At 56.9% G+C, this 25,322-nt stretch carries 21 protein-coding genes and 2 pseudogenes; 11 read left to right on the forward strand and 12 right to left on the reverse strand.

Features of this window, described 5'->3' with window-relative positions:
- Window positions 1-429 precede the first annotated feature (429 nt).
- From K359_RS0102000 to K359_RS0102035, 9 genes and pseudogenes are all read left to right on the forward strand, one after another.
- A complete protein-coding gene (locus K359_RS0102000) occupies window positions 430-2,505 on the forward strand; it encodes a zinc dependent phospholipase C family protein (RefSeq protein ID WP_156928310.1) in 2,076 nt (691 codons plus the stop codon).
- An 11-nt stretch (window positions 2,506-2,516) separates the two neighbouring features.
- Window positions 2,517-3,569, forward strand: a complete 1,053-nt coding sequence (locus K359_RS0102005) for a hypothetical protein (protein WP_156928311.1) — start codon at window positions 2,517-2,519, stop codon at window positions 3,567-3,569.
- 34 nt (window positions 3,570-3,603) lie between these two features.
- Window positions 3,604-4,104 (forward strand): hypothetical protein, encoded by a 501-nt coding sequence (locus tag K359_RS50880; protein ID WP_035975832.1) that lies wholly within the window; start codon window positions 3,604-3,606, stop codon window positions 4,102-4,104.
- A 265-nt stretch (window positions 4,105-4,369) separates the two neighbouring features.
- Window positions 4,370-4,589: pseudogene (locus tag K359_RS64220) on the forward strand (hypothetical protein); the annotation flags it as partial.
- 64 nt (window positions 4,590-4,653) lie between these two features.
- Window positions 4,654-5,246 (forward strand): annotated as a pseudogene (locus tag K359_RS57070) (SOS response-associated peptidase family protein).
- Window positions 5,247-5,320: 74 nt separating this feature from the next.
- On the forward strand, window positions 5,321-6,133 hold the full coding sequence (locus K359_RS0102020) for a S1/P1 nuclease (RefSeq protein ID WP_029077833.1): 813 nt from the start codon (window positions 5,321-5,323) through the stop codon (window positions 6,131-6,133).
- A gap of 85 nt (window positions 6,134-6,218) precedes the next feature.
- Window positions 6,219-7,568, forward strand: coding sequence for a response regulator (locus tag K359_RS57075; protein WP_029077834.1), 1,350 nt, complete (start codon window positions 6,219-6,221; stop codon window positions 7,566-7,568).
- Window positions 7,569-7,950: 382 nt separating this feature from the next.
- Window positions 7,951-8,805 carry a hypothetical protein gene (locus tag K359_RS0102030; RefSeq protein WP_156928312.1) on the forward strand — a complete coding sequence of 285 codons (855 nt, stop codon included), beginning with the start codon at window positions 7,951-7,953 and terminating at the stop codon, window positions 8,803-8,805.
- A gap of 1 nt (window position 8,806) precedes the next feature.
- Entirely contained in the window at window positions 8,807-9,022 is a 216-nt protein-coding gene (locus K359_RS0102035) for a hypothetical protein (protein ID WP_029077836.1), read from the forward strand.
- A gap of 556 nt (window positions 9,023-9,578) precedes the next feature.
- Here the strand turns inward: K359_RS0102035 and K359_RS0102040 are convergent.
- The gene (locus K359_RS0102040) at window positions 9,579-10,412 is read right to left on the reverse strand and encodes a serine protease (protein WP_198031093.1); all 834 of its coding nucleotides are present in this window, start codon (window positions 10,410-10,412) and stop codon (window positions 9,579-9,581) included.
- 67 nt (window positions 10,413-10,479) lie between these two features.
- On the opposite strand from K359_RS0102040, the gene K359_RS57080 reads away from it, so the two are divergent.
- Complete coding sequence (locus K359_RS57080; protein WP_051345942.1) at window positions 10,480-11,412, forward strand: hypothetical protein; 933 nt, start codon at window positions 10,480-10,482, stop codon at window positions 11,410-11,412.
- 19 nt (window positions 11,413-11,431) lie between these two features.
- Window positions 11,432-12,433 (forward strand): hypothetical protein, encoded by a 1,002-nt coding sequence (locus K359_RS0102050; RefSeq protein ID WP_029077838.1) that lies wholly within the window; start codon window positions 11,432-11,434, stop codon window positions 12,431-12,433.
- A 124-nt stretch (window positions 12,434-12,557) separates the two neighbouring features.
- Here K359_RS0102050 and K359_RS0102055 read toward each other — a convergent pair whose 3' ends face one another.
- The 11 genes from K359_RS0102055 to K359_RS0102115 all read right to left on the reverse strand — a co-directional run bounded on the left by K359_RS0102055 (window position 12,558) and on the right by K359_RS0102115 (window position 25,270).
- Complete coding sequence (locus K359_RS0102055) at window positions 12,558-13,556, reverse strand: hypothetical protein (protein ID WP_029077839.1); 999 nt, start codon at window positions 13,554-13,556, stop codon at window positions 12,558-12,560.
- A gap of 1 nt (window position 13,557) precedes the next feature.
- Window positions 13,558-15,540 (reverse strand): hypothetical protein, encoded by a 1,983-nt coding sequence (locus tag K359_RS0102060; RefSeq protein ID WP_156928313.1) that lies wholly within the window; start codon window positions 15,538-15,540, stop codon window positions 13,558-13,560.
- Window positions 15,537-16,724, reverse strand: a complete 1,188-nt coding sequence (locus tag K359_RS58545; protein ID WP_198031094.1) for a metallophosphoesterase — start codon at window positions 16,722-16,724, stop codon at window positions 15,537-15,539. Before K359_RS58545 ends, K359_RS0102060 begins: the two co-directional genes overlap by 4 nt.
- 1 nt (window position 16,725) lies before the next feature.
- Complete coding sequence (locus tag K359_RS58550) at window positions 16,726-17,595, reverse strand: Dam family site-specific DNA-(adenine-N6)-methyltransferase (protein ID WP_084518237.1); 870 nt, start codon at window positions 17,593-17,595, stop codon at window positions 16,726-16,728.
- Between the two features lie 582 nt (window positions 17,596-18,177).
- Window positions 18,178-20,229 (reverse strand): AAA family ATPase, encoded by a 2,052-nt coding sequence (locus tag K359_RS58555; RefSeq protein WP_051345943.1) that lies wholly within the window; start codon window positions 20,227-20,229, stop codon window positions 18,178-18,180.
- Between the two features lie 12 nt (window positions 20,230-20,241).
- On the reverse strand, window positions 20,242-20,892 hold the full coding sequence (locus K359_RS0102085; protein WP_156928314.1) for a hypothetical protein: 651 nt from the start codon (window positions 20,890-20,892) through the stop codon (window positions 20,242-20,244).
- A 52-nt stretch (window positions 20,893-20,944) separates the two neighbouring features.
- Window positions 20,945-22,090, reverse strand: coding sequence for a DNA polymerase III subunit beta (gene dnaN, locus K359_RS0102090; protein WP_084518238.1), 1,146 nt, complete (start codon window positions 22,088-22,090; stop codon window positions 20,945-20,947).
- Window positions 22,091-22,292: 202 nt separating this feature from the next.
- Window positions 22,293-22,958 carry a hypothetical protein gene (locus K359_RS0102100; protein ID WP_156928315.1) on the reverse strand — a complete coding sequence of 222 codons (666 nt, stop codon included), beginning with the start codon at window positions 22,956-22,958 and terminating at the stop codon, window positions 22,293-22,295.
- Between the two features lie 113 nt (window positions 22,959-23,071).
- Window positions 23,072-23,311, reverse strand: coding sequence for a hypothetical protein (locus K359_RS0102105; RefSeq protein ID WP_051345944.1), 240 nt, complete (start codon window positions 23,309-23,311; stop codon window positions 23,072-23,074).
- Window positions 23,312-23,393: 82 nt separating this feature from the next.
- Window positions 23,394-24,014: a hypothetical protein gene (locus tag K359_RS50905; RefSeq protein WP_035975838.1), complete on the reverse strand. Its 621-nt coding sequence runs from the start codon at window positions 24,012-24,014 to the stop codon at window positions 23,394-23,396.
- Window positions 24,015-24,016: 2 nt separating this feature from the next.
- Window positions 24,017-25,270 (reverse strand): site-specific integrase, encoded by a 1,254-nt coding sequence (locus K359_RS0102115; RefSeq protein ID WP_029077848.1) that lies wholly within the window; start codon window positions 25,268-25,270, stop codon window positions 24,017-24,019.
- Between the last annotated feature and the right edge of the window lie 52 nt (window positions 25,271-25,322).

Raw genomic sequence — 25,322 nt, forward strand, 5'->3', positions numbered from 1 at the left:
ACCCGCAGCTTTTTGTACGTCGACCCCCTACGGACCAATACGCGATTGGTGCCGTCCGTGTCCTTTAACTCGAGCACTGCATCATTTTCTACTTCGATTGATACCTTAGCTCCGCTCCTATGATGATCAATCTGCCCCCCCGTGGCGCTTTCCTGCCGCCTGCCGAAATTGATTAGGACGCCTTTCTTTCCAAACGAGAATGCTACTTCGATATAACTCGGCAGTAGGTGCGCCCCCAAGGCTCTCTCCGGCCCTCAACTGCGCCGGCTGCCGAAATAACCCACTTGACTCCTTCAACTAATTGGCGAGTAATTTACCTGTTACGCCCCAGCGCATCTCTTCGCCGTGAGACCTGCCGGGGAGACCAGATGTGATTTAGCCGAAGCCTATCGTTTTCTCGCAATCTTTTGCATTCGGGCGGAGGTGCTTGTGCCAACAGCCGGAATACACATTACCATTGTAGAGCGTATCGCTCTTACTGGGGAGTTCAGCGACTCGATCGGCGAGATTGACGCTGATCAGGACTCAGATCCGGGCAAGCTTTTGAAGTTTGCCAAGCTGGGCGCCATCGGGCCTGACATTTTTTATGCGCTCGCGGACTACAAGAGCGACATGCAGGACCTCATCAACTTCCTTTCGAAGTTAGCGGGCTCCGTCGCATGCATAACCGAGCTAACGGCCGACATTGACAAGAAGATCGCCGAAATCGAAGCCGATGTGACGCTGGGCGCAAGCACGTACTTTAAGCAGGCGCTCGCTGAATTTGAAAGTGTGTTCGGCCTGATCAACGCGATCCTTCACGAAGGGCTGATGGCGGCCGTTGTCACTAACGGTGTCAACTTTTTCCCGATCTTCGAGGCTAGACGCCAGCAGGACAAGCCAAGGAAAAAGTGGTTCTGGGCTGACTACCTCCACTACGTGCGGACGGGTCAGTTTGCGCGCGAGCTTTTCGTGCAAAGCATGAACAAGCCTAACGTCAGAGCCTTCGCTTGCGGGTATCTTACGCACTACGTGACGGACGTGGTTGGACACCCCTTCGTCAACCAGATCGTAGGCGCACCTTACCGGATGTACTGGCAAAGGCATCATCTGGTCGAGAACTTTATGGACGGCTATATCTGGGATCGCTGGCACGACAGCATCGATCAAACTGACCCGAACACGGGCGAGCAGTTCTTGGACAAAATTCGCAGTGCTCCCAATGCCAAAATGGGCGATGGCGCGCGTTTCACTTTCGCGCGGCTCAACGATCATATCAATGTCGGTACGTTTGCCGGCGACGATCCGATCGACAAGTTCATTCAAGGGATCTGCGACGACATACGCAATGGCCTCGAAAACATCGGGGTCGTCGAGAAGGTGCCGGATGCGCCGGATGACGAGGATCTTAACGAATGGGCCGAGACGCTCGCACAGGTCTTCAAGGTAGCTTATCCGGTAACGGCGGAGCCACCGGAGAACCTGAAAGGCGGCGGCCGCCCGGATGGCTATCCGACGGCAGACGATATTAAACAGGCATACAGTCTCTTGCGCCTTTTCCTGCGAGTGTCGACCGAAGAGAGTATCAACGAGCCGGAATTTCCTGACATCGTTGGAGATGTCTGGAATGCCGTCAAGAAACTTTGGGACGATGTAGAGAAAGATCTGGGTGCGGCGCCGCCGTTTCCTTCGCCAGGAATCCCGCAATCCATGGAAGACCTTTGGGCAGCGCTTAAGGCGTTCCTAGACTGGGCAGCAAAAACAGCTGCTGCAATCGGAAAAGCCGCGTTTGACTTCATCAAGAACGCCATCGCTGCTGGCGGCGTCCTTCTCGTCGATATGATTAAGGCCGGGCTCTATCTTATCAAGAAGGCCCTTTTCGATCTTTACAAGTATTTGCGCTTCTTCCTAGTACGGACCGGATACGCTATCCCGTTCACCGACGAACTCACCGAAGACCTAGGCGGCGGCATTCCTGCCACCACGCTATGGCGGACGGCACCGGAGCCGAACATCTACGCATTCCCGAAGGAGGAATTGCCCGATCTCGAGCGGAAAATGGTGTCGAGTCACTACGTACCGTGGGTCCCGCCTGAGATGTTGAGCGAAATGCAGTCGCCCAACAGTGTCGTCATGGAGCAGCCGCAAACTTGGATGGGTCCGTACGCGTCGTCGGCGACGCCGGATGCCTTTATCGATCCGCCGGTCGGCACTCGCACCATGCTCTCCCCTCAGGGACCGACCAGTTTCGGCTCTCTCGTGACACCGGGAGTGCCGTTTCCCGCTCCCACCACCTTCGGAGGAGCGATCGACAACAGCGTGGTAGCTCTTCGAAAAGTCCTTGCCGCCGAATCTGCCGGTAACATCCCCGACGATATCTTTCCTGACTACAATCTTGATGGAGACCGTGGATATGGTTGGCCGTGCTGGAATGTGCGGCATCCGCCGGGCGGAGCTGGCGCCTTTGACAGCCTGCAGCCGTCTCCGGGTATGTCGGTCACCGTCGACCCGGTGCTGATCAGATGACAGGGGATACAATGTCGATCGCATCATCCCGTGTGGACTTCGACCGTCCTCGCAGATTGAGAGACGATGAACATCACCCGGCTACACCCTATTTGGTGATACCCGAGGCTTACGATGATAACGGGTTCCGTCCTCAGCCGGGAACGGGTTGGATTTCTTCGCAATCGCTCCTGTTGCTGAGCGACGCAGGTGAACTGGAGACCTCCCCACGGCCGAATGTCACCTACCGGCTTTTGGCGTTGATGGAGAATATCGGTGCGGCGCCCGTACAAAATGGGTTCGCCGAGCTTTGGCTGGCGCCGAAGCCTCCTGTGACTCAAATCGATCCGGCTCCCGCGTTTGTCTACCAGCGCAATCCAATGACTCCAGACGCGAGGTGGACATCGCTTGGTGTCTCAACATTTTCTCTTCCGCCGTCGGTATCCGGACGCGGCGAAGTTGGTTGGGTATTGAGTCCCCGGAGCTGGACAGCCGCCGACTTAGGTTTTTGCGCCGTCGTGCAGGTCTTTGAGCCCATACAGGATGGTGCCAGCTCAAGCCAGAAAAGCTGGGAAGACCGGAAGCTCGCGTTTCGGGCATTCAGCCCCAATTATGCCGGCACATGGAATGGCACCGAACAAGACGCGACTACAGGCCAGGTCCTCGGGCCGGTTCAGCTCAAGATTTCGCAGGAATGGAATATCGTCGACAGAGGAGGCGTCCAGGCATGGACGCCGACCTGCTATGTCGACGCGCGGCAGCTTCCGAGCCTTCCCCCTCCCGGCACCTTTGAAGGTATCTGGGGCACGATCGTTGGAGCTCTGTACTATTCGATAAAGCGGGACGCCAGATCCATAAGCATGACCTTCTCGTTCCGAAAAGACGGCTCGCTTGAAATGCATCTCCTCAAGGACAACGGCGGCCGCACTACAGCTTCCCTGACGCTTACACAGCCTGGTCCGCCGCCGCCCGGACCCGACAAAATCCTCCTGAACCGGGTGCGTCAGATTATTCCGCAATCATGGCCCGCCCAACGCAAAGCGGATGCCGAGAAGCTCTACAGGGCGTTTGCTGCTCTGCCGTAGGACTTACGCAAGACGGAAAACATGGGGGACTCTGATGCCTGAACTGACCATCAATACGCCGACGCACGGCAACCCCGACGGCCGTTTTGCGCGTTATTGTACGGTAGACGATCCGCTCACGGGTGCAGGGTCAGGCCAGATCGAATTGAGTGAGCACGGCGCTTTGGTCACCATTTTCGGCAGGGTTTGCACGCAGTTCACACAGAAGCTCTTTGGCGACGATAACCGTATCGAGGCGGCTACCTCTCAAGTGAGCCAGTCGCTCGGAACGGTATCAGACGCACAGCCTACCGTGATGATCACGCATACGCTCTTTTTGCGGGGCACCGTGCAGATTTCAGGAAATATTCCAACGGGCCAGGTCGTGTTTCGCAGCCCTTCGGTGGGCCTCGCACGCGGCTGCGGTATCCAGACTTACGCCCCGCCCTCTCCCGGATTTGTAAAGCCCGTCGTTTTTTTGCGTTCGCTTGACGACGTCGATCCCATAGGTCTGATCACGTTCTCCTGGAATTTCGGCGCACCCTGCTTAGCTTGATTTTTCTGCTCAACCGTCTGCATTCTCAGTACCGGATTCCTCGGGGGTCGGCCCGACGGGTCTTCGTCATCGGCGGATCTTGTGGGGCGCCGATCTGATGTCCGTTGTGGGTCAAAAAGCGACATCTGCTCACTACCGGAGTAGGTCAGCTTTGCACTTAGCAACGGACATAAGAACGGGCTTGCTCAGGTGCGCCCCGTTCCCTTGATCAGCCCTTTGAACGAACTCGCCCGCAGCAAGCCTTCCGACGTGACGTCCCGGTATTTATCTCGAAGTGAAATGCTTGGGCTGCAGCACGCATCAAACCGTGCCGCTGAATATCGTCCGCCGACCGAAGGCTACGCCTGGAGCGCTACATGCGGTGCAAGGATTGCTCACGGCTTCAAGGGCGACCGTACAAGCGAAGCCATCTGATCGCGCTGCGGGCGACGAAGATTTCCGCCAACGATCCGGCGTCAACGTGGTGGCCGGGCGAGCGGGATTAGGAACCAATGTGCAATCTACTCGATCACCACGAACCAAGAAGCTATCCGCGCGCTCTTTCGTGTCATGAACCGTTACGTAGGCAACCTGCCGCCGATGCCGGGCGTGTTTCCAGACTACCCCGCGCCAGTGGTCCGCAACTTCGGCACTGAGCGCGAGCTGACGATGATGCGCTGGGGCATGCCGCCACCACCGCGCACGCGCGGACCTCCGGTGACCAATATCCGCAACACCAGCTCCCCGCACTGGCGGATGTGGCTGAAGCCGGAAAACCGCTGCTTGGTCCCATTCAACAGTTTTGCTGAATACGCGCCAGAGCCCAACCCGGAGACCAAGAAAAATGATGTGGTGTGGTTCGCCTTGAACGACGAACGGTCGTTCGCCGGGATCTGGACCGAGTTCAAAGGTGACCGGGGCACCAAATCCAAGCCGGTGTCGGGGCCGCACCTCGTCTAGGGCTTTCTGACCACCGAGCCGAACGCGGTCGTGGAGCCGATCCACCGGAAGGCGATGCCGGTGATCCTGACGACTAACGACGAGCGGGACGTTTGATGCGCGCGCCGTGGGATGAGGCCAAGGCGCTCCAGTGGCCATTGCCCGACGATGTGCTCAGGATCGTCATGCGCGGCTCAGACAAGGAAGACAAAGCAGCCGGATAACGGCTGGATTGTGGGCGGTTTCACATACAACCATCTTATGTCATTGTAACCTTCTGGACTATGGGGTGACTGCAATGCACTTGCTCTGGATTGTCGCGCTCGCTGTAGTCTCTTTGTGCGGCGAGGCACGGGCATGGGGAGACGACGCGCACAAGATCATCTGTGAAATTGCCTTCAGGGTGGCACAGCCGGGCACGCGGGCGGCCATACAAAAGCTAATAGAGACGGACCCAGCGTTCAAAACCTTTAGCGATTCTTGCGTTTTTGCCGATAATCCGCGCATGCGTGCTTCCGAACATTTCATTAATCTAGCGCGCGATTCTCAGGGACTTCCGTCAAGTAGCTGCCCAACAACGTCGAGGTGCCTGCTCACTGCGATTTCTCATGACTCTAAGATCCTTGCGTCAAAAGCTGCGAAGAGTTCAGATCGATTGATCGCGCTAAAACTGCTCGGGCATTGGGTCGGAGATATACATCAACCACTTCATGTCGCTTTTGATGATGACCGGGGAGGCGCGAACATCGGGGTTAGTGGACAATGTTCAGGAAACTTACACGCGGCATGGGATAACTGTCTCGTTCTGCACGCAGTCGGCCCTGACGTTGCCGGTGCCACGACGGCTCTCGTCGATGCGATCACTCCCGAAATGAAAAAGAGCTGGACCGCTTCCGAACCGAGTGACTGGGCCAATGAATCCTTTGCAATCGCGAAGTCCGTGAAAACTAGATACTGCGTCATGCGCACCGTCTCTTGCGATTTGCCAAGCACGGATGATGTTTTGGTCGACGCAGCATACTTGGACGCAAACGAAGCGGTCGTGAAGGAACAGTTTCAGAAGGCTGGGGTACGACTCGCGCGACTTCTTGACGCTGCATTAGCCGATTAGTGAGTTGCACCCGACTTGACTATCGACGCTTGTCGAACATCAGGCATCGGCAATCAACTTCGCAAGCAGTTTGGGGCGGGCAATCATGGCGAACGAAACGAAGCATCTCGTTATAACTGTCCATGGCATCCGGACCTTCGGTCAGTGGCAACAACGGTTGGAGAAAGTAGTAAACAACAAGAACGGCGCTATCCAATTCAATCACTTTCAGTTCGGCTATTTCTCCATCCTTGCTTTCATCATACCGTTCACACGGTGGCTTTTGGTTAGGCGTTTCAGACGCGAACTGCGTGCCGTGGTCAGCAGGCATAGTCCGACCCGCTTGGACTTAGTCGGCCACAGTTTTGGTACCCACCTAATAGCCTGGGCGTTGCGCGGTCTTGGGGACGGCGAGAAAATCCAAATCCACACCCTCATCTTGGCCGGGAGCGTGCTTAGGGCCGATCACTATTGGGCGGACTTAATTCCTTCCCGTGTTGGCCGAGTCATCAATGACTGCGGCGTCCGCGACTCCGTTCTTCTCGCCAGCCAATTCTGTGTGCCATTCACTGGTATGGCGGGGCGAACCGGGTTCGTAGGCATGAATGGTTCCGAATTTCTAAATCGCTATTCGATGTTTGGGCATAGCGGATATTTTCAGAACGAGAATAGAGATCCTTCAGATGAGTATATGGTGAGCAATTGGTCACCGCTGATTTCTTCAGACGCGCCAGCTGTTCCATTTGACGCAAGAGAAGTGCCTACGCCGTGGCGAGGCTTGATCATTTGGTTGAGCAACAATTTCGAGCCGATCAAGCTTTCAATACTTACAGCCCCACTATTAATTTTCGCAATAGTTGTTGGTGCTTTATACGTGAGAGCAAACGCAACGAACGAGAGGCTGGCAGCAGTGGCAGCCCTCGCTCAGCAAATGAAGTACAAAAACTCGTTTCCGCGCGAAGCCGAACCCCTGCTCGAAACGATTCAGCGCGCCTTAGCGTCAAGCTTGGAACGGACCGCAGTGCTTTGGGTCGATGATGATCCGTCAGCAAATTCTTTCGAGCAGAGGGCGCTTACGAAATTCGGGCTTTGCTTTGCGCAAGTGGGAAATACCGACGAGGCCATTCGCATGCTAGAGGCAAACCCAAGTCGGTTCTCTGTCGTGCTCTCCGACTTTGCACGGCCTAAGGACACGAAGGCAGGCTATGGCCTTTTAGAGGAAATGACGAAGCGAAAAATAAACGTCCCATTGATCTTCTATGTTACCAGAGTCAATGAAGACCAATTGAAAGAGGCACTAAATAGGGGCGTACGTGCTGAAGTAACTGGTAGCATCGATTTGCTTACCGAAGTTATAGATTTACTTCCGCCGCAGTCCAAGATACCTGGCAGGCTAGAACTGATCTCTCAAATGCTCTTGGGGTGTTGGGGAATGTGGAGTCAACCAAGCAAGTAGGCGAGATTAGCACCACGGCACCCTGCTTCTCGAGCCCGGCGTTAGGCAACATCCATCGAATGAGTCACGAGTGGTGCACGACGGCTCCACGAGACGGTTACCGGATGCAGGTCATCGCGAATCGCTCAAGTTAAGGCCTGGTCCTGTCCGCGCCGGTGCAGCACACCGGGCAGATCGATCACCTTGGCCTATTCGATACTTCCCCGATGGCGCAGTTCGGCAATCGCGATCTGGTGTTCTGTCAGCTTCTCGCTGGTGTGGCGGCTCCTCGGCTGACCGCGCATCGTTCGCACCCAACAGTTCCGCCAGCTTGAGTGCTAAACTTCGAATGCTTTCGGCCCGTCTGGTGCTATACTGACATCAAGCCAGGCGGGAAGCGGCCATGCAGACTAATGGCAACAGACATCACAGTGAGGCCCTTGCAGATACAAACGCGGCCTGGGCGGAGCATGTCAATGGCTTGGTGCACCAATCGACGATGGATGTTCTCCACGCCGTCGCGGACGAACTGACCAAGTTGATGGCAGGCGTCAACGAAGACTTCAACAAAAGCATCGATGTTTGCGATGCCAAGATCAAAGCCGCTATCGCTACCTGTGAACGGACCTCTGCCGAGATGCGGTCCAATGTCCCAGCCATGATCGACGAGGCCGTCGCAAAGTACGTCGCGCAGGCGATGGTGAGCATCCGACTGCCGGCTGATGGCGCGCCGGGTCCCGCTGGTCCGCCCGGCAAAATGGAGATCGTGAAAGATCATGTCGAGGGCCGGGTCTACTACGAACGCGATCTCGTGGTAGCCGGCGACGGTGCGCTGTATCAGGCCGAATGCGACACAGCCGCACCGCCGCCACACACAGATTGGCACTGCATCACCCGCGCCGGCCGCGATGGCCAGGATGCCCTCAACTTCCGCATCGAAGGCACGCATAACCCAGACGCGAAATATCGCCGGCTCTCGATCGTAATGCTGAATGGATCGAGCTTTGTGGCGCGTCGTGACGGCCCAGGGCCTTGCCCCGGCGACGGCTGGCAACTGTTCACTTCCGTCGGCAAACGCGGCCAGCAAGGTCCAAAGGGCGAGCGCGGTCCTGCGGGTCCGCTCGCAATTGCGCCCCGCATCGCTAGCACCGAAATTGACGCTAACTATAACCTGCTCATCCTGTACACGGACAATTCTAGCGACACCATTCCGCTTCGCCCGGCGTTCGAGCAATTCCAGATGGAGATCGGAGGATGAAATGATCCAGCCCTTCCATCCCGACGACCTGAAACGCATCAAACAGCTTACCTATCTACGGTCATCCGTGGAGGCCTATTTCCTGCTCGGGATCAAAGGCTGGAAATTTAACCATTCCACTTTTCGGCTGACGCCGGTCCTTCTCGACGATAGCCTCGGCCCGGTCGTCGAGTTGCGAGAGATGTACGACAGCTTCAGCGCACGCAACGGCGACTGAACGCTTGGGAGGTTCAGAGCACCACCCGGACTTCTTTGCTGGGACGGCGGTTGCGGCATTGATGCTAATACCGGTGCTCGATCCCCGCGTAGCCTGTTGGAGATCAGGGTGTTCCCCTTGATATAGCGCGTCAGATACGTCTCGGCGCATCCGCCATGACGAATTCGCGCGGCGTGCCTTCAAGGGAATAGGGCGCAACGTCTTTAAATCATCGACCCAGCGCCGCGAAGCGGAACCTTGAGCATCGGACTTTATGGAGACCGGATGCTCAGAAGATTTCAGTCACAAGGCTTAGGCACTACTGCACCGGAGTCTAACGACGTTTATACGCTGGAAAACAGAACACGGCCCAATCTGCAGAGCCGTTCTGGCCGATGGCATGCGAACACCATAAGTGCCTCACTGACCAAACCAAACGAGCGTCGTCTCAGATCAATCTGGGCCAACATGCGACGTTTGAAGAGTGAGGGCGACGGCTACGTTGCCGAGTTGTAGTCCCTCGGTCGCTTCTTTCACCATCAATGCTACCTAGCGTCAGCTCTGCAAGGCAATGAACCTAGAAATTGGGTGGGAATGGGTTGCGACCCCGCTCCCGGCGGCGCAGCACTCCTTCGACTAAGTCGATCGGAAAGACTCGGCCAAGTCGCAGTGCCTCCAGTGCTTTCTCTCCGACCGCACCTGCATAGACCCCGACGAGTTCGAGCTTCACCCAGTCTTTCGCCCGGCGGCTTGCACCGCGGTCATCGGAACGGGGATCTGCTAGATCTGACCGGCGATCGCCACCCGTCTGCGCAGACACGATTGTACGATAGTAGACGGGCGCCCCGGACATGCCCGGGACACCGGGCGCATCGACGAGAATCCATGGTCTGCCCTCGGTGGTGTCCCGTTCGCTCGCGACCATCGCGCCTTTCCAGATCGCAGAGGCTGCATGCGTGCCGAGTTCGAACGGGTGACCGACCATGACGACCTCCAAGCCCGGCTCAAGCATCATGGATGAGTTGGGCGCAAAACTCTGGGAAAGTGGCAGGCGGAAGCGGGGCCTATCTTTCAATTGGATGAGCGCCAAATCTATCCCTTGGTCGCGATCGCATTCGACCCACGTCGGTCCATCGGCATCATAGAGCGCGAGCTCCATTTGCTGCCAGCCAGTGCCGCCTGCATCCTCCACTTTGAACCGAAGCGAGCTAGGACTCGCTGGCTTTCCACGGAGAAGCATGCCGGGATCATCCGGTCTCCGACCGGTTACGACATGCCAGTTCGTCACCAGCCACCGCGTTCCGTTGGGGCCCGCATACAGGAACCCGGTCGCGAATCCGAACGGCTTTTGCCCCTCGGGGGTGTTGACGAGGCTCTCGATATAGACGCTGCAGCGGGAGACGGGGGACATGGACATCTGGACCGTGTAACACTCCGGCAGCGCCCCGAAAAGCCGAGGGGCATATTGGGATGGATGCATGAAAACTCTGGCGGACCACGAGATCGCCGACGCTATCGCTCGCAACGAGCTCGTGCTCGACGCGGACCTGCAGGGGTGCAAGGGAGCCTGCTACGAACTTCGGATGGGAGACGTGTACTACGACCTAACTGAGGACGAGAAACGCTGGTCGGTCGCTCCGGGAGGAGACGTGCTGATAAAACCGGGACATCGGGTCGTCCTCATCACGCACGAACGCCTTGCGCTTAACGACCGGGTGTTCGCTCGCATCGTCAGCAAGGGCTCTTTGTTCAGCGTAGGTCTGAGCGCCGTGGCTACCTATGCCGATCCCGGATTCAATGGACGTATCGGCATCGTGACTCAGAACATAAGCGATAAGTACATCGTCCTGCCTCTGCTTGAGCCTATCGCCAAAGTCGACTTCACGATTCTCGAGACCGCCTCCTCCAATCCGTATAAGGGCCAGCACGGATTTGAGACTAAAATCTGGCCAATTCAAAAGCACCTCCAGAAGACGCGTGAAGAATTGGCCGGCGATCCGAGGCTCGGTGAGCCGGCTCCCTTCAACGCCAGTCGGGCGTCGGAAACCGCCGTGGAGACGTTGGTCAGTCTCTGCCGTCGGCAGATCGATGCGGACCGCATGCACGGCTTTCCCGTCGATCTTCCTGACGACGCCGAGCGTTGTGGTCAGATATCTCGGGATCTCGTAGGATTGATGGGGGAGATTGGTGAATTTGCGAATCTGATCAAGAAGGTTGACCTAGCCATGATGAGACCAGGTTATGCGGGTTCGGATCTCGTCGCCGCAGAACCGAAGCTCCGGATGGAGCTTGCCGATGTCCAGATTTATTTGCTGCGACTTGCGCATTTGATTGGCGCGGATCTCACCGAGACGGTCCTTGAAAAGATGCGGTTGAATGATGAGCGGTACGCGTATCTCAGGAAGACCTAGGCGGACTTTCTTCGTCGGATTGAACACCGGCTACGTCGAAGACGGCGCGCCGGACCGGCGGATGCTCGCGTTCTATGAGCAACGGAGTTCGCCCAGCCTCACGTGTGCGATCGTCGGCAACGTAGTCATTCCCGGAGGGCACGCCGTCAACGCGGTGACGCCAAAGATGTCCCGAAATCGGCGATGGAAGACGTTGTCTTCGGCTATCGCATCGCGCGGCACGACGCCGGGCATCCAGCTCGCGACCGCTTGGGAAAACTATGAGGGTGTGACGTCCTTCCGGCCGAAGGACTGGACGGAGACTATCGCAAGAAGTCGTGCAATCGCGGCCACGATTGCCCCGCGCCGACTGCAACAGCTCTTCTCCTGCCTGCAGATCGGGACGGAGTTGGCCGCAGAGGCCGGCTTCCTGCATGTCCAACTACACGCCGCCCATGGTTACCTTTTCGGCATTCTCCTCGACTCGCGACTCTACGACGGCGCCGCGGACTGTCTTGCGCTTGTGGCCACATGGGCGAAAGCAGGGCGACAAACCGGTTTGGAGACATCGCTAAGGATTTCGCTGAGAACGGGTGACGATAGTTTCGACCGCGATGGCGCAACTAGCTTTCAGAATCAGGCGAGTACCTTGCCCGTCGACATCGTCGACGTGTCGTCGGGATTCTACAATATCGACAAGCGGCTAATATATCCCAGCGTTGGACCCATATTGCGCGATCGTCATATTGAGACGGCAAAACTTGCAACGCGCCTTCCCGCAACTCAATTCATCTTGTCCGGGCGAGCATCCAGCGCAGTCGAAGAGTTCCCTGACAACGTTCACTTAGGCCTATGCCGGGATCTGATTGCCAACCCATACTTTCTCGATGGTCGGTCGCACGGCTGCAGAAACTCTGGGAACTGCCACTACCACTCCCGTGGCGCCAGCAGTGTGACATGTTCGCGCTGGCGCTCGGGCACCGAGACGTCGCCGGACCCAGCCTGCTCGGCTGGTGGCGTGCCCTTACAAGATGTTGTCTAAGGCGAATGTCAACGCAGCAAATCGACTGCACGGCCATCCGCACTATAGACATCGATGCTTTATGTGCGATGCGGATTCCATAGGAACGCACGAATAACGCTTCGTCTCGTCAACTTGGATGGAATTACTCAAGAACAGCCGTTGCATCATCCTGAAGCATTGTAGTCAATAGCCGCAAATCCTTTAGCGCGAGATTATTCGCGGTCTCGACACGCGCAGTAACGTAGAGGTCATCTGGTTCCACTGAGGCTGGCTCAGATGGTCGCGCGACGCGCCATACAGCAACCTTTCCAAAATACTTTAGCGCTATCAGAACCAGTAGCGCTGATAAGATCTTCGGGCCCATCGGAACCATCACAACGCGGTACGAGCCGACCAACGAGTGAACAATATTCTCGATGTGATCGTAGGCCGCTTTAAGATCGAGAAGTTCGTATTCTGTGACCTCTACATTGTATGGATTAAAGTCAAAGTCTAAATTCGCATTTCGGACGGCTCGATCGTAATTGTCATCACTGCCAATCGCCCGAAAACAAATGGTAAAGTTGGGTTCTAACTGATTGATTAGCCCGACTGCTGTCCCATACTCGTACCCCAAGCCTAACACCAGTGCGACTGGAAGCGCGGGCTCAGAATCGAATCCCGAGAGTTCGGGTATTACCGCTCCCACTTGCTCGATGGGAGAAAATAGCAAATTTGGTTCCTTAAATTTGGCAGGAACATAAAAAATCTCGAACGAATCAATATCGTTGTTGCAGGCAAACATCGAGGACAGCGAAAGTGCGGCCATTGTTCGGTTCATCGACGAAACGTCAATGCCGACAACAAGTTTTCTGCCAAACTTTCGAATGAGGAGATCTAGGTGCTCCTGAAATTCATGCCTAAAGAACGCTGAGACGTCTGAGACGATGTGAGCAGATAAGCCCTCCATAATTTTCTTGTTCGCATCAAAGTACAAAACGGCATTCTCGCCGAACGACAAGCTTATAAACGACGCGGCCTCAATCTTTTGCGCGCGAAGAAGGCAAGATGCTCGCTCTTCATACCCTAACGAGTTGATAAAAAGGTCGAACGAATGCGTCTCTGAACCGCGCAATGAATGGACGTGGCTTTGCGATATCATGCTACGATCGATCTGTAGGAAGAAACAGATCCCCCAATATCAGCTGTTCCGACGAAGGCTTGGTTAGTGTAGCCGAACGAAGAACGGGTGAGAGGTCAATAGACCGGCCTAATACAAGCGGCAATCGGTATCTCGGCGCGAGCAGGAAAGCCAAACGAACTCGTTTGCCTGAAATCGTACCCGGAGCAGCACTATTTAGCTCGGATGTTCCACGCCTCGCGGTACTTTGCGGCACTATAACAAGTGCCCCTTGGTTGATCGCGCGACCTACGGCGCTTTGAACTTCGTGGGTCACGCTGCGATCAATCGTAAACGAGAGAACAGGCTCGGGGTTGAAGTCCTTACTGAGGACTTGCTCAAAACTGAAGTCCCCAAGCTGTTCGACTAATTCAATGATAGACTTGCTTGGATAGTCTCCGGATGGAGCCCGCAATGTCGAAAGTAATGTCAGGAACGTTGTGATAGTCCGCTCAATACGTTTGCTTTGCTCGGCTCTCCCGACCGCTTTCATCGCAAGCTTATCCTTTGCGCCTGTCAGTTCAGCGATTAGGGGCCGAAACATTCCAATAATCCATCGCGGATTTCCCTCACAAAGCGCGAATAGAGAATACGCCCCAGTATAAATCGGTGAAATCACCTTGCGCGCGCGATACCTTCGTGACCTCGCTTCATCGTTCTGGGCCCTCTCGAAGAGAAATTCATCTCGCACGATCACTGTAGAGATAATCTTACGAATAAGAGAGGCCTTTTGAAACTCAGGCAACTTCTCCATACCGTTTGGATCAATGCCTCGCGCAACAAGGTATTGCTCAAAACTAGGATCTTTCCGCGCTAGGCTTCTGAACTTCTTGTTGTAAAATCCATTGGGAGCCAGCCGCGCTCCTTTTCCACGACTGACCGAGGAAGCGAGCGTTGTAACGCTATCGGTGGCGGGTCCATCCACATCAGGATCAAACGAATCATCGTAGAAGGACGGCCCTAAACGTTGTTCTGCCTGTATTGGATTGGTGCCTATTTCCGAACAAAGCTTTTGAAACATGCGCCTACTAAATCGATCGATCTCTCGTCGCGGCTGCGACGAGAGGTCAATCTCTCGGAAATCATGAGACGCCATAGGCATCTTGGGCTGAAGCAGTTCGGTTAAGCTTTCATCGTAGGGACTCGCAGAAATTTTAATGAGAAAGCGCGAGTCAAAAGATCTTCCGCTTTGCCAAACGGGAACCTTGACTGGATCTGGCGCAATCTCAAGTTCATCGAAGCACGCAGCCCACCGCTGCCTCCGGCTGTATACGTGTTCGAACACATCGCCAAACTCCTTCAAATCGTCGAAGAACGTCGCAGATAAGAATGCATGCCGATCCAGCATTTCGCTCGCGGATAGCGCCTTCATCGATACTAGGGTCAAAAGATGTTGTATCGCGCGTATGCGTTGGGTCACCGCGCTACGTAGACCATAGAAACCACCAATGGGCGGCTCAAGTCCCCAACTCGCTGCAAGAAGTCCAGAAGCCCTTTCTGCTAGAACCTCATCGCTACTGATAGCCAGCTTGCTTAGATATCGATCGTCCTTGAGCAGGGGATCGATCATATACCCCAACGTATCGCATATTGCCAAAAGCACATGACTTCGGAAAAGTGCATAGCTCAGCAAGTCATCAGTATCCTTTGGTGGTTGGGTTTTTATAGGGCGCCTGAAATCTGGATACCAAGTGAAGTCCGAAGGAACGTAGATAGCGATGAAGTCCATTTGCTCCATCAGCCGCTGTGTTTCTTTCGTCCGTTCCCGTTTCCACCATGAGCGAAGCGCTGGTAGCGTAAGCATCTTGAGGAGTGTGGTCTTCCCGCTTCCTCGCGGTCCTAGAACAATAGAATTTGAGCGAGCAGCAACTTCAGCAAACGGAGGTGAATAAATAAATCCCCTCCCAATTTGCTCTGGCTCGAGCGCACGAGCATTGAATGATTCAAATAGCGACTGGTGGATCATGTATGTTGTTTACCTCGATCGAGCACTCGCGGTAACTGCCACTTGTCGTATAGAATTTCGGTTCCTGAGTTGTTTAACAGTGCGATCAGTTCGACGAGCTCATCAGGCACTAGGAATGATAGATCGGAAATCGCGCTTGTTAAATCAGCCCAGTCACTTCGTTTCGTGGGCTGATTGTTGACGTGATGGTTAATTGCCGTGCAGAGATCCGAAAGACCTGTCTGGCGGCCGAAACCGCATTGGCGTGGTAAGCCCGAGTCCGGATATGATTCCGTCCAGCCAATTGTTTGAGCCCAGTTCCAAGTAAAGATCTTTGCGCGCACTGCTTGGTCATCGTCGAATTCTATTAGGTGCATTTGGTTGCGAGGAGTCCGCCCACGGACTTCGTAGCGTTGCGCTGCAATACTGGCTGCCGATAGAACGACAGGCGAATTGCTATCGGACGTTCCGTAAGCGAGGTGTGGCAAATGCTGGTGACCGTGAACCACCAGCCACTGCACACCGGTCTCACGCAAGATCTCCATCAAACGAGGTCCATTAACAGCATGACTGCTATCGTCTGGAATCCAAGGGTGCTGTCTGATGTGATGGTGCATAATGAGGATGTTAATAGCGGAGATCCGGCCTGGAAGCTCAGAGGCTAAACGTTCAATGACCCTGTCGCTAATCAGGCCGTGTTCGTATGAGGGGCTTTCTGAGCCTGATCCGATCCCGTGCAATGCGCAGCTATTGACCAAGACGAACGTCGCGCTTGCAGCGCCGTCTTTCACAACGACATAATCATCTGCCCAGAACTTATTGGCTAATCTTCTGTCGGCTAAAGGGAACGGCGGAGACAATGCCTTTAACGCTTGCTCGGGCTTCTCCTTGCCGTCCTGACGCCTCGAGTTAATGTCGTGATTTCCTACGGTGCCGATAAGTTTTCGAGCTCGTATCTTTTTTCTCATGGCATCTAGCTGCTGCCAAGCAATGGAAGCTGAGATGGGATCATTCTGATCGGAAATGTCACCTGGACAAATTATCCAATCAATTTGTTTTCCGAGTGAACAGACCAATTCGGTAGCATCAAAGATGGGGTTCACCTTTGCCACGTTGAAGTTTGGATGAGCGCTTAGATACGATGGTGACGAGCCCACAGGCTTCTTTTGATGCATGTGCGGATCGCTGATGACGACAATGCGCAAACTAGGCATCGGTAACGTCGTAATTGAAAATCAAAAGTTCCTTAGTTGGCCCGCGTGCGGCTACGCTTCCTGCGATCGTACGGCGAACATTTATTCGTTTCCGGTTCCATTGAGCCGCGAGACGTTTCGCTATAGCGCATTCAGGATAGCTTAAAAGAAAACGAGCGCCTGTCTGGTCAATTTCTCGAAGCAGACACTCGAGCCGATCAATATCCTCATTCGAGAATGGCTTTGAGGAATACTCCCTAAAAACTCGCTTCCGGGGCCGGTAATAAGGAGGGTCAAGATAGATAAAGTCACCCCGCTTTGCTTCCATCTCGCACGCGTGTTCGAAGTCGCCGCATCTGAGCTTGGCTTTTGTCAGTATATTAGTGGCCAGAATAAAATTCTCGCGCGTCGGATAGTTCGCTACGCGGTCCTTTGAAAACGGAACATTGAAACCGCCCTGGTTGTTTGTCCGATAAATTCCGTTGAAGCAGTTGCGATTTAGGTAGAGAAAATGGGCCGCTCTCCTGAGCGGGTCTTTCTCAGAGGGAAAGGCGCGACGAATTCGATAGTACGTCTCAGGATTGCGAGGCAGTCGAATGAAACGCCTGAAGACCCCTTCAGGATCGTCCGTTGCCACTCTATAGAACTCAATCAGAGAAACATTATTATCAACGAGGACGGCGCGCTTGGGGGCGAGGTGGAAGAATAGACAAGCGGAGCCGGCGAAGAGCTCAATGTATCGGTCTCTAACTTGTGGAAAGTACGGCGACATCTCGGGAAGAGAACGAAGTTTACTCCCGGCCCACCTTAGAAGCGGACGTACCGAATTGGAGGGTTCAAGCTGAATTTGCTTGCCCTGGTTGGAGTGAGCCGCGTTCCGCATGCTTTCCCTAGGAGGCCGTTGCTATCCGATTCGGATAGCAACAACTGAAGTGAACAGGTAGTAGGCAAAGGAGCAACTAAAAATTGCAAGTTCTCGACAGATAGTTATGAATACTCGTTATTTGGTTCGTACGCACGTCTTGCGCCCAATAACTTGTGAGGCCTTCCTTGGACGGCACCAAGCCTCACTTGCGTGCGTGGCGCGAGCGCTTCCATCAGCCGCTGCTTCAAAAGCGGCTGCAGTGGTTACCATTGCGGTCCCACTCCATGCCGTCGTGTCCCTTCATGTAGGCGGCGGCTCAGATCAACATAATCGTCAAATAGGCTGGTCGTGCGTGGATATCTGCCGAGCCTGCGCTTGGCGCTCCTGTCTGTTACGATCATCTGAATACGGGGGTCATCCGGTCCTCCCGATGGCCGCCCGAGCTGCTGTGCGCGCGCTTAGATCTTCCTGGTTCGGCCGCGGTCGCTGGGCCTATAGGGAGGGAGGTTCGCTGTCCTCCCTCCCTATAGGACCGGGAACACCGAACACCCCAACCGGGAAGAACCGGGAAGCAACCCCGAAGGTAACCGGAAAGGCCGATCATACCCCCTCCGATCCGGCCGGTCCGAGCGCCAGGTGCCGAATTGTTTTCGAGGGCGGGCCGAAGCTGGCGATATGAACGCGGCTTGCCGCCAGCAGCCGCTCGAGCGCGGCCCGGTAATCGCGCTGCGTATAGGCCTTGCCGTCGGGATGCTCGGCGATGACTTTCGGCCCATAGTTCGACGCGTGCGCCGACGGGCTGACCGGCCGGTTCTGCTTGATCAGTTTGCCGAGAACGTCGAGGAACGTCTCATCGACCTTCTGGTCGTGCGCGAGCTTCTCGAGCGTGGATTGGCCGGCCTCCGGCAAGAATAGGCCGTTGCGGTAGCGCAGAACGATTCGTTCGGCGAGCGGGCCGTAATTATTCTTTAGGAACGACAGCTCGCGCAGGTCGCTGACGGACTGCTCGTCGTTGCTGTCCTTTGTCGGCGTCTTGAGCAGCATGCGGGCACGTACCGAGTTGTGCCACGCGGTAGAACCGCTCAGGCCGGTGCCGCTGCTAATCCCGGTGAGAGACGGATGCGCCAACAGCACCACCGAGCCGTTGGCTGCGATCGCCAGCTTACGCATCAGGCCGACGAACTGGCGCACTTGCGCGCGGTCGATCTCGTTGCCGGCAAAAGTGTCCGCTGTGGCATCGATGCCAATGTGCTTGGGCCTGATATCGCCAGCGGCCTCGAGCAGCTTATTGTACAACGGCGTCGGCTGCACCTTGCCTTGCCGATCCGGTATGGCCAGCACCGCGTCGGCGCCGGCGAATGATAGCAGGTGCAAACCGCCAGCGATAAGGTCCGAAAATTGGACGCCATAATGCCCGACGATGGCGGTAAGCCGGCGGTGCAACTCGTCGGCGTCGTCCTCGGCGCCGTAATAGATCGCCGGGCCCGGTTCCGGCATACCGCCGAGCCAGTCTCGTGCCAGGACGTGCGCGGCACAAAGCTGCAACTCGACGAGGGTCTTACCGGCGGCGCCTTCGCCGCTAAATAAGGTCGGCTGGTTTATCGGAATGCGATCAATTACGGCCCAAGGCCGGGATGGTGCGGGAGTGCTATCCCAAGGCTGCATATCGATGAAGGGCAACGGGCCCGCTGGCGGCGCATCGTCTCGATGATATTTCTCGCGTGCCGAGCTGACGATACGTGGGATAGCGTCAAATCGCGCCTGCCAACGCACCGCATCGTGTGGCGCCGTCGAGGCCGACATGATCGCACGCAACAGCTTGATTGCGGTGCCGTCGTGCATCCTGCTGCCGACCAAACGAGCCGCCAGCGCTACCAGCGCCGCATGATAGCTCGCCCCGCTTATGATGCCGTTGACCAGAGTGTACCAGTCGCTGCTATCGCCAATGCTAGTACTACCATCGGAGTTCGCCTGCGGCTTCGGCGGTGCCGCCGCCTGCAATCTTGCCATCACGACCTCAAGCTCGATCTCGATGTCGGCGTTAACCTGCTCGATCTCACATAGCCGGGGCTCGGCTTTCCGGTGCCAGGAACCTGGCCAACGGATCGGATGACAAACTGGCTTGTTGGTGGGGTCGCCGCCGACCATCCGCGACGCGAGATCGCGGGCAAGCTTGAGCGCAGCGAGCGCTTCTCCAGTAGCCGGACGGGCGAGACGCCAATGCAGGTGCAGTTTGTTTTCCGGCGTATTATTTCCGCCGTTGACCCAGATGCCGCCGCTCTTGACGACAACGGTTGCTGGGCCAAGCAGGTCTTCGAGGATTGTGCACGCCTCGCCGGGATGCTGGTCGCATTCGACGCTAAGTGCCAGACCTTCGAGTAGGTCCTGCTCGCGTGCGTGATCCTTGTTGCCGAAGACCGCGATCGGCGGACAGAAGACAACAGGCGCTGGGTTTTGCGCCGCCCGTCTAGCGTCGTCCTCGGCGACGTCGATGAGAAATCGCAATCCTCCCGAAAGGTTTGCGGTACTTAATCGGAAGGGTTTGTCTGCGCCTTCAAAGAAACTGCGGACCGCGACAAAACCTCTGTCGCCGGCGCGCCGGAACAGCGCGTCGACAAAGATTTCCAACTGGTCGCGGTCCGGCTCGAGCATGGCAACATCGGCTCAAAACGCAATATCGTCATCGAGCGCTTCTGTCGTCGTCGGCGCCTTAACCAGCCTGCCGACGGGTGCCGTTGTCTTGGCCTCGATCGCGCGGGATGGTGTGCTCTCGATCGCAGGGCTTCCGGTGCTGCCGAGATCTCTCCAATCGGCGATTGAGAACTCGGGCCGCAGCTTGGTGCCGATCTTCGTCTTCATTGGACGGCTATCGAGCGTGACAAGCGGGAAGACCGCGGCGCCTCGCAGCGCTCTCATCCAATTGATGCGATCGACTAGCCGCTCCCAGGCGATCATCGCGCCGATCGTCCCGTTAGCGAAGGTGAACAACGACGCGTCTGAGATGTTGAGCAGATAGACGACATACTGCTGTTCCCAAGGCGGCCGCGGCTGACCATCGAGGCCTAGATCCCATTCGGTCCGCGGTATTTTGGCGTTGAGTTCGTCGACGTCCGGCAGCCCCGTGCCGGTATCCACGATTGTCTCGACCGGTTCAAGCCACCGCTTAATTGCCTTGACAGTCGTCAGTGCCAGCAACTGCGTGCCGGTCAACGCGGAATCGTCGTTTGTGCTCCATCTGCCGTCGACGCATTTCAACAATTCGCCGTGGATCAGTCGTTCGCTGGTATTAATCGCAGGCAATGCTTGGATACTCATTTGCTCTCTCCATCGTTTTGGCCGGAAGGCGCCGGCCCGCATTTTGGGTCTCTCAGTTCGCTTGCGAAGTCGGGGCTCGCCAGGCGCACGGCATTTGAATGATCGTGAAATTCGCGTTGTCCGGATCGGTGATCAGGATGGCGTTGCCCGCGCCCATCCCGGCATCGATGCGAACGCGGTGGCTTTTGAGTTCACCGAGCAGTTGCATCAGATGCTTGATCTGGATAGCCAGCCGCCCTTGGCCGGACACTTCGGCCTCGATCGTGTCCTCGGCGATCTCGGGCGCGCCAGGAGTGCAAAGTTGCAGTGCCTTCTCGGGCGTTTTCCATGTCAGCCCGATAAGCGGCGAGCGCTTGTTGTCAGACGCTACAGCCGCGATGCGGGCAACGGCCTGGACCAGTGCCAGATGATCGACAGTCGCGGTGTTATTGGTCGAAGCGGGTACGAGACGTTCGTAGGCCGGATATTCGGCGTCGATCAGCTTGCTGATGAATGAAAATGCTGTGGTCGTGATTTCAATCAGCGCCGCCGAGCGCCGAAGTGTCAGTAGTTCCACGTCCCTGTCGGCCAGCAACTTCAGCAGGACCCTCATCGCCGGCCGCGGAACGATTAGACGCCGGTCCTGCGATAGCCCGCTCGTACCTGGTAAGATAACGCGCGCTAAACGGTGGCCGTCGGTGGCCACTGCGGCGAGGCCGTCGCCGGTATCGTGCAAGAGGATGCCATTGAGATAGTAACGGGTGGTCTCCGTCGAGATCGCAAATGCCGGCTTTGACAGCAGCGCGAGCAACTCCGAGCGCTCAAGCGCGATGCAGCCAACCTCATTCTCGACCACGGGCGTGGGCGGCAGCTCGGCGACCGGCAACGTCGGAAGCTTGAAGCGTGAACGCCCGCAGGTGATCGACACCATTGTTTCGTCGCTGCTGATCGCGAGCTCGGCATCGCCGCGGAAACCCGCAGCTAGCGTGGCCAATTGTTCACTTCTTATTGCGACTTCGCCCGCAGCCTCAATCAGCGACGGCAGCGAAAGCTTCAGCACAAAGTCCAGCACGTTCGCGGTGATGACGAGGCGATCGCCCTCGGCCGCCAGCCGCGCGTGGTCTAACGCAGCGATCTTCTTCAGCTTGGCGTCGACCATGCAACTGGCTGCTAGGCTGAGCATGGTTGCCAGTGGCTTGGCTCGGAGAATGACTTTCATGGCGTCGGGTCCTCGAGAGAAAGCTCGACGCACAGAACGTCCTGGTGGCAACGCTCGCAGATCAGGTTAATGGCGTCTGTCTCGCGGCTGACGGCGCTTGGGCGGAGTGGACGAAGACAGTGCGGGCAGATCAATTCGCCCGCCATCCGCACGCGGAAGTTCGAGCCGGTCCAACTCAACATTGAGAAGATCGGGAGATTTTTCATATGCCGTGGCCTTTCCGTTCATTAAGCTTCTTGAGAATTTCCCTCGCGGTGCGTTCCGCCTTCGCAGGCGACAGCGTGGCAACCATCACTCCGGCAATATCCGCTGCCGAGTCCGACGGCTTCCACAAGTCACCGTCAGCGGCTTCGATCCGATGCTGAAGGCGATGGTTCTCTTCGATGAGTTGGACGTGCGCGGTTTTGAGCTGTGCATAGGGCGATGGCTTCGGCGTCGCGTTGGGGTCGGGAATAGCAGTCGCAGCCTTCCATTTGCGCAAGACGGCGTCCGGGTGGTTGAGCTTGAATCGCTCGCTGTCCGTTAGAAGCGCGCGCCACTTTTCAATTTGTTCGCGGTGGCGAAGACACTCCAGCAGCCGGCAACGGGCGCTCTTGTCGATGTCCTTAAAGCCGTTCGCCACCAACCACTCGCCCATTGCCTTTTCGTACCGGCGGCCTGAGGGTTGATTGGTATGCAGCTCGCGCATGACCGCGGAGCGGCCGACGTCAAGTGCTTCGGCAATGATCATAAAGTCCTCCCAGCGCCGCCGCTGGCGCGCCATGGCTTCTTGGCCGAGACGGACTTTCAATTCTGATGGGTTGTGACAGCACAACCCATCACTGATCTGAGGCTTGACACTTGCCGAGGGCGGGGCGATATCGAGCATGATCTTCCTGCTGCTTTGCGAGAGCTCGGGATTGATAAAATCGGCGGCCGGGCGTTTGAGTTGACGAGACCTTTCCTCCCGGCCGCCGCCCTCCTTTTAGATTTCGCAACCGTTCAGGCGGCTCCCTCCGTCGCCTCGGCGCCTGCGGCCTCGCGCTGGACACGCCAAGCGGCGGTGGCTTCCAGCGAGATCAAAATGCGCTGGCCGACCTTCATTTCGACGGGGCCAAGTCCCTGGCGCTTTAGCTTGAAGTAGAAGGCTTCGCTGATACCGAACGATTCACAGAATTCAGGAATGCTCAGCGCGAAGCGGCTTACGCCCGGCTTTCGACCTGTTACTTCTCTGCGCACCATTGTTCGGTCTCCTTGACTGGATGCCGAAACATAGGCCTCTATTGAAATTGGCCCGAGGTGAGATGCGGGGAGATGCGGGGAATTAGAACAGGAATCTGATCAGCTTGTGGATGTCGCTGATGTCAGGCTCATTACCCCACTTTTCTTGGCAATATTCGGCAAGGTCCTTAGCCGACGGCAACGGCTTGCCGGCTTCGACGTAGCGTGCCAGCTCGGCAGCCACATACACTCTCCAGTTATTCGTCAGCTTTTTGCCCGGCTTGCGGCGTGCCGAAGGCCCACCGTCCTCGGCATGCTCACTGTCCTCAGCGTCGGCTCGTGCGCCCCCGACAGGATACAGCCTGTAGAGATCGCTACGGGCCACGAAAAACCAAAGCTTGGCGTTGGCGACGAACTTGACGTCAAGACCGCGCACCTGAACCTTCCCCGACCTCTTCGCAAGACCATCCGAGCCAAGTTCGTGGGTCTCCATCAGCGTGAGTCCGTTCCAGAACGGCGGCTTAACGCGCGCAAATATCTCCGAGCCATCACGCTCGATCCGCCGCATCGAAGATAACAATCGCCCTGATCGTAGATGCTCGTGCAGATCGCGCTCTGCAAGGTCGGAGGAGCTGAGGGCTTCTTTCGCTCGAACAAGGGCCTCGTTCAGCGGGGCCCATCGGGCCACGGAAAAAAAAGCTTTCTTGCGCGGCGCCTTTTCCATGGTCAGGACCGCATTGGGATAACATTCTCGCCAGCACGCGGCTTGTGGTGCAGCAGCCCGACTCGAACGATCTCGTCGGCATGGTGCGCAATGTGCTTACTGTAGGTTTTCTCGATGGCCGCGACCGAGGTGTCGTGCGAGCTGGCGCAAATTCGGATCGGCACGCCCGCCAGCAGCTGGCGCACGATAGAGGAATGCCGCAGCGCGTAGACTGTCACCTCGTCGGCATCGAGCCCGAGGCTGGCGACGATTTCGCGGACGGCTGCTCGGTAGTTCTCCGAAGGCCGCTCGCCCCATGAGCTACCATCGGCCTGCAGCAGCAGTGGCGCGTCAGCGGCGCGGCCCTTGCTGGCTTGCTTCAATTGCAATGCAAGTGCGTGCGTGATCGGAACCGGCACGCGCTCGGCCTTGCGCGCCGCGCGGTTGGCCGAGCGGCCCTTGGCGCTTTTAGGCATCGATAAGCGCGGAGCCTTGGCGCTGGCGATGATGAGATCGGCGACCGTAAGCCGCGCCGCCTGCGACGGCCTCGCCCCAGATATCGCCAACGTGTCGATGTAAAGGCCCAGCGCGCGATCACGTCCATAGGCTGCGGCCACGAGATCACTGATCTGATCGTCAGGCAGGATGACATTGCGGTCCCGGTCAGCATCGGGCAGCGCCTGCAGACCGATCCCTCGCGCGGCGGCGTTCTGGATTCGCGGATCGAGCCGCGCCGCGAGCGACAGCGCCGCGCGCAAGCTCTTCAACATGCGGTTGATCGAGGAGGGCTGCAAGCTGCCGCCGATCAGGCTGTCGCGCCACCGCTTCAGCTCATTGGCTCCGAGCAACGCCACCGGCTTGCTCAGCAGGACGGTGCTGAGATGCTTGCGCGGCATTCCGGTATTGTAGATCGATCCGCCGCGCGCCTTCAGGTCCTCTTGGTAGCGGTCGAGCGCTTCAGCAACGGTGATCGGGCGGCCCTCATCGCCTGCATGCGGCTGCTTGCGCGCCAATGCCAGTGCCACCTTCTGCACATCCCAGAAGGTCAGCACATGCGGTGGCGCGGCGGCTTCCAGATCATCGGCCAGCGCGAGCCGCTTCTCCCACAGCCTGCCATGGCCGTCCGATGATCGAACTGACCACGTGCCGGGGCCTTCATTGCGGCGATAGCCGAGCGCAATTCCAGGCGACAGCTTCAGCCAGTAGGGCTTCTTTCGGACCACCAACTTGCGGCGGCTGGTAGCGCTTTCGAGCGCGGATGATCGCGGCTTTGGCATGGGCTCTCCGGTCGCAGTGCCCTGCCAGTATCAAAAACAGCGGGGTACAGGG

The sequence above is a fragment of the Bradyrhizobium sp. th-b2 genome (genome assembly GCF_000426785.1).
GTDB classification, from domain to species: Bacteria; Pseudomonadota; Alphaproteobacteria; order Rhizobiales; family Xanthobacteraceae; genus Bradyrhizobium; species Bradyrhizobium septentrionale.

What these genes read in the sequence shown, in the direction of transcription:
- K359_RS0102105 (WP_051345944.1), bottom strand. Translation starts at nt 23,311, where the DNA reads ATGGTGCGCAGAGAAGTAACAGGTCGAAAGCCGGGCGTAAGCCGCTTC.
- K359_RS0102060 (WP_156928313.1), bottom strand. Translation starts at nt 15,540, where the DNA reads ATGATCCACCAGTCGCTATTTGAATCATTCAATGCTCGTGCGCTCGAG.
- K359_RS0102085 (WP_156928314.1), bottom strand. Translation starts at nt 20,892, where the DNA reads ATGAGTATCCAAGCATTGCCTGCGATTAATACCAGCGAACGACTGATC.
- K359_RS57080 (WP_051345942.1), top strand. Translation starts at nt 10,480, where the DNA reads ATGAAAACTCTGGCGGACCACGAGATCGCCGACGCTATCGCTCGCAAC.
- K359_RS0102115 (WP_029077848.1), bottom strand. Translation starts at nt 25,270, where the DNA reads ATGCCAAAGCCGCGATCATCCGCGCTCGAAAGCGCTACCAGCCGCCGC.
- K359_RS57075 (WP_029077834.1), top strand. Translation starts at nt 6,219, where the DNA reads ATGGCGAACGAAACGAAGCATCTCGTTATAACTGTCCATGGCATCCGG.
- K359_RS0102030 (WP_156928312.1), top strand. Translation starts at nt 7,951, where the DNA reads ATGCAGACTAATGGCAACAGACATCACAGTGAGGCCCTTGCAGATACA.
- K359_RS0102040 (WP_198031093.1), bottom strand. Translation starts at nt 10,412, where the DNA reads ATGTCCCCCGTCTCCCGCTGCAGCGTCTATATCGAGAGCCTCGTCAAC.
- K359_RS0102055 (WP_029077839.1), bottom strand. Translation starts at nt 13,556, where the DNA reads ATGATATCGCAAAGCCACGTCCATTCATTGCGCGGTTCAGAGACGCAT.
- K359_RS50880 (WP_035975832.1), top strand. Translation starts at nt 3,604, where the DNA reads ATGCCTGAACTGACCATCAATACGCCGACGCACGGCAACCCCGACGGC.
- K359_RS58555 (WP_051345943.1), bottom strand. Translation starts at nt 20,229, where the DNA reads ATGCTCGAGCCGGACCGCGACCAGTTGGAAATCTTTGTCGACGCGCTG.
- K359_RS0102005 (WP_156928311.1), top strand. Translation starts at nt 2,517, where the DNA reads ATGTCGATCGCATCATCCCGTGTGGACTTCGACCGTCCTCGCAGATTG.
- K359_RS0102100 (WP_156928315.1), bottom strand. Translation starts at nt 22,958, where the DNA reads ATGCTCGATATCGCCCCGCCCTCGGCAAGTGTCAAGCCTCAGATCAGT.
- K359_RS0102020 (WP_029077833.1), top strand. Translation starts at nt 5,321, where the DNA reads ATGCACTTGCTCTGGATTGTCGCGCTCGCTGTAGTCTCTTTGTGCGGC.
- K359_RS58550 (WP_084518237.1), bottom strand. Translation starts at nt 17,595, where the DNA reads ATGCGGAACGCGGCTCACTCCAACCAGGGCAAGCAAATTCAGCTTGAA.
- dnaN (WP_084518238.1), bottom strand. Translation starts at nt 22,090, where the DNA reads ATGAAAGTCATTCTCCGAGCCAAGCCACTGGCAACCATGCTCAGCCTA.
- K359_RS0102035 (WP_029077836.1), top strand. Translation starts at nt 8,807, where the DNA reads ATGATCCAGCCCTTCCATCCCGACGACCTGAAACGCATCAAACAGCTT.
- K359_RS50905 (WP_035975838.1), bottom strand. Translation starts at nt 24,014, where the DNA reads ATGGAAAAGGCGCCGCGCAAGAAAGCTTTTTTTTCCGTGGCCCGATGG.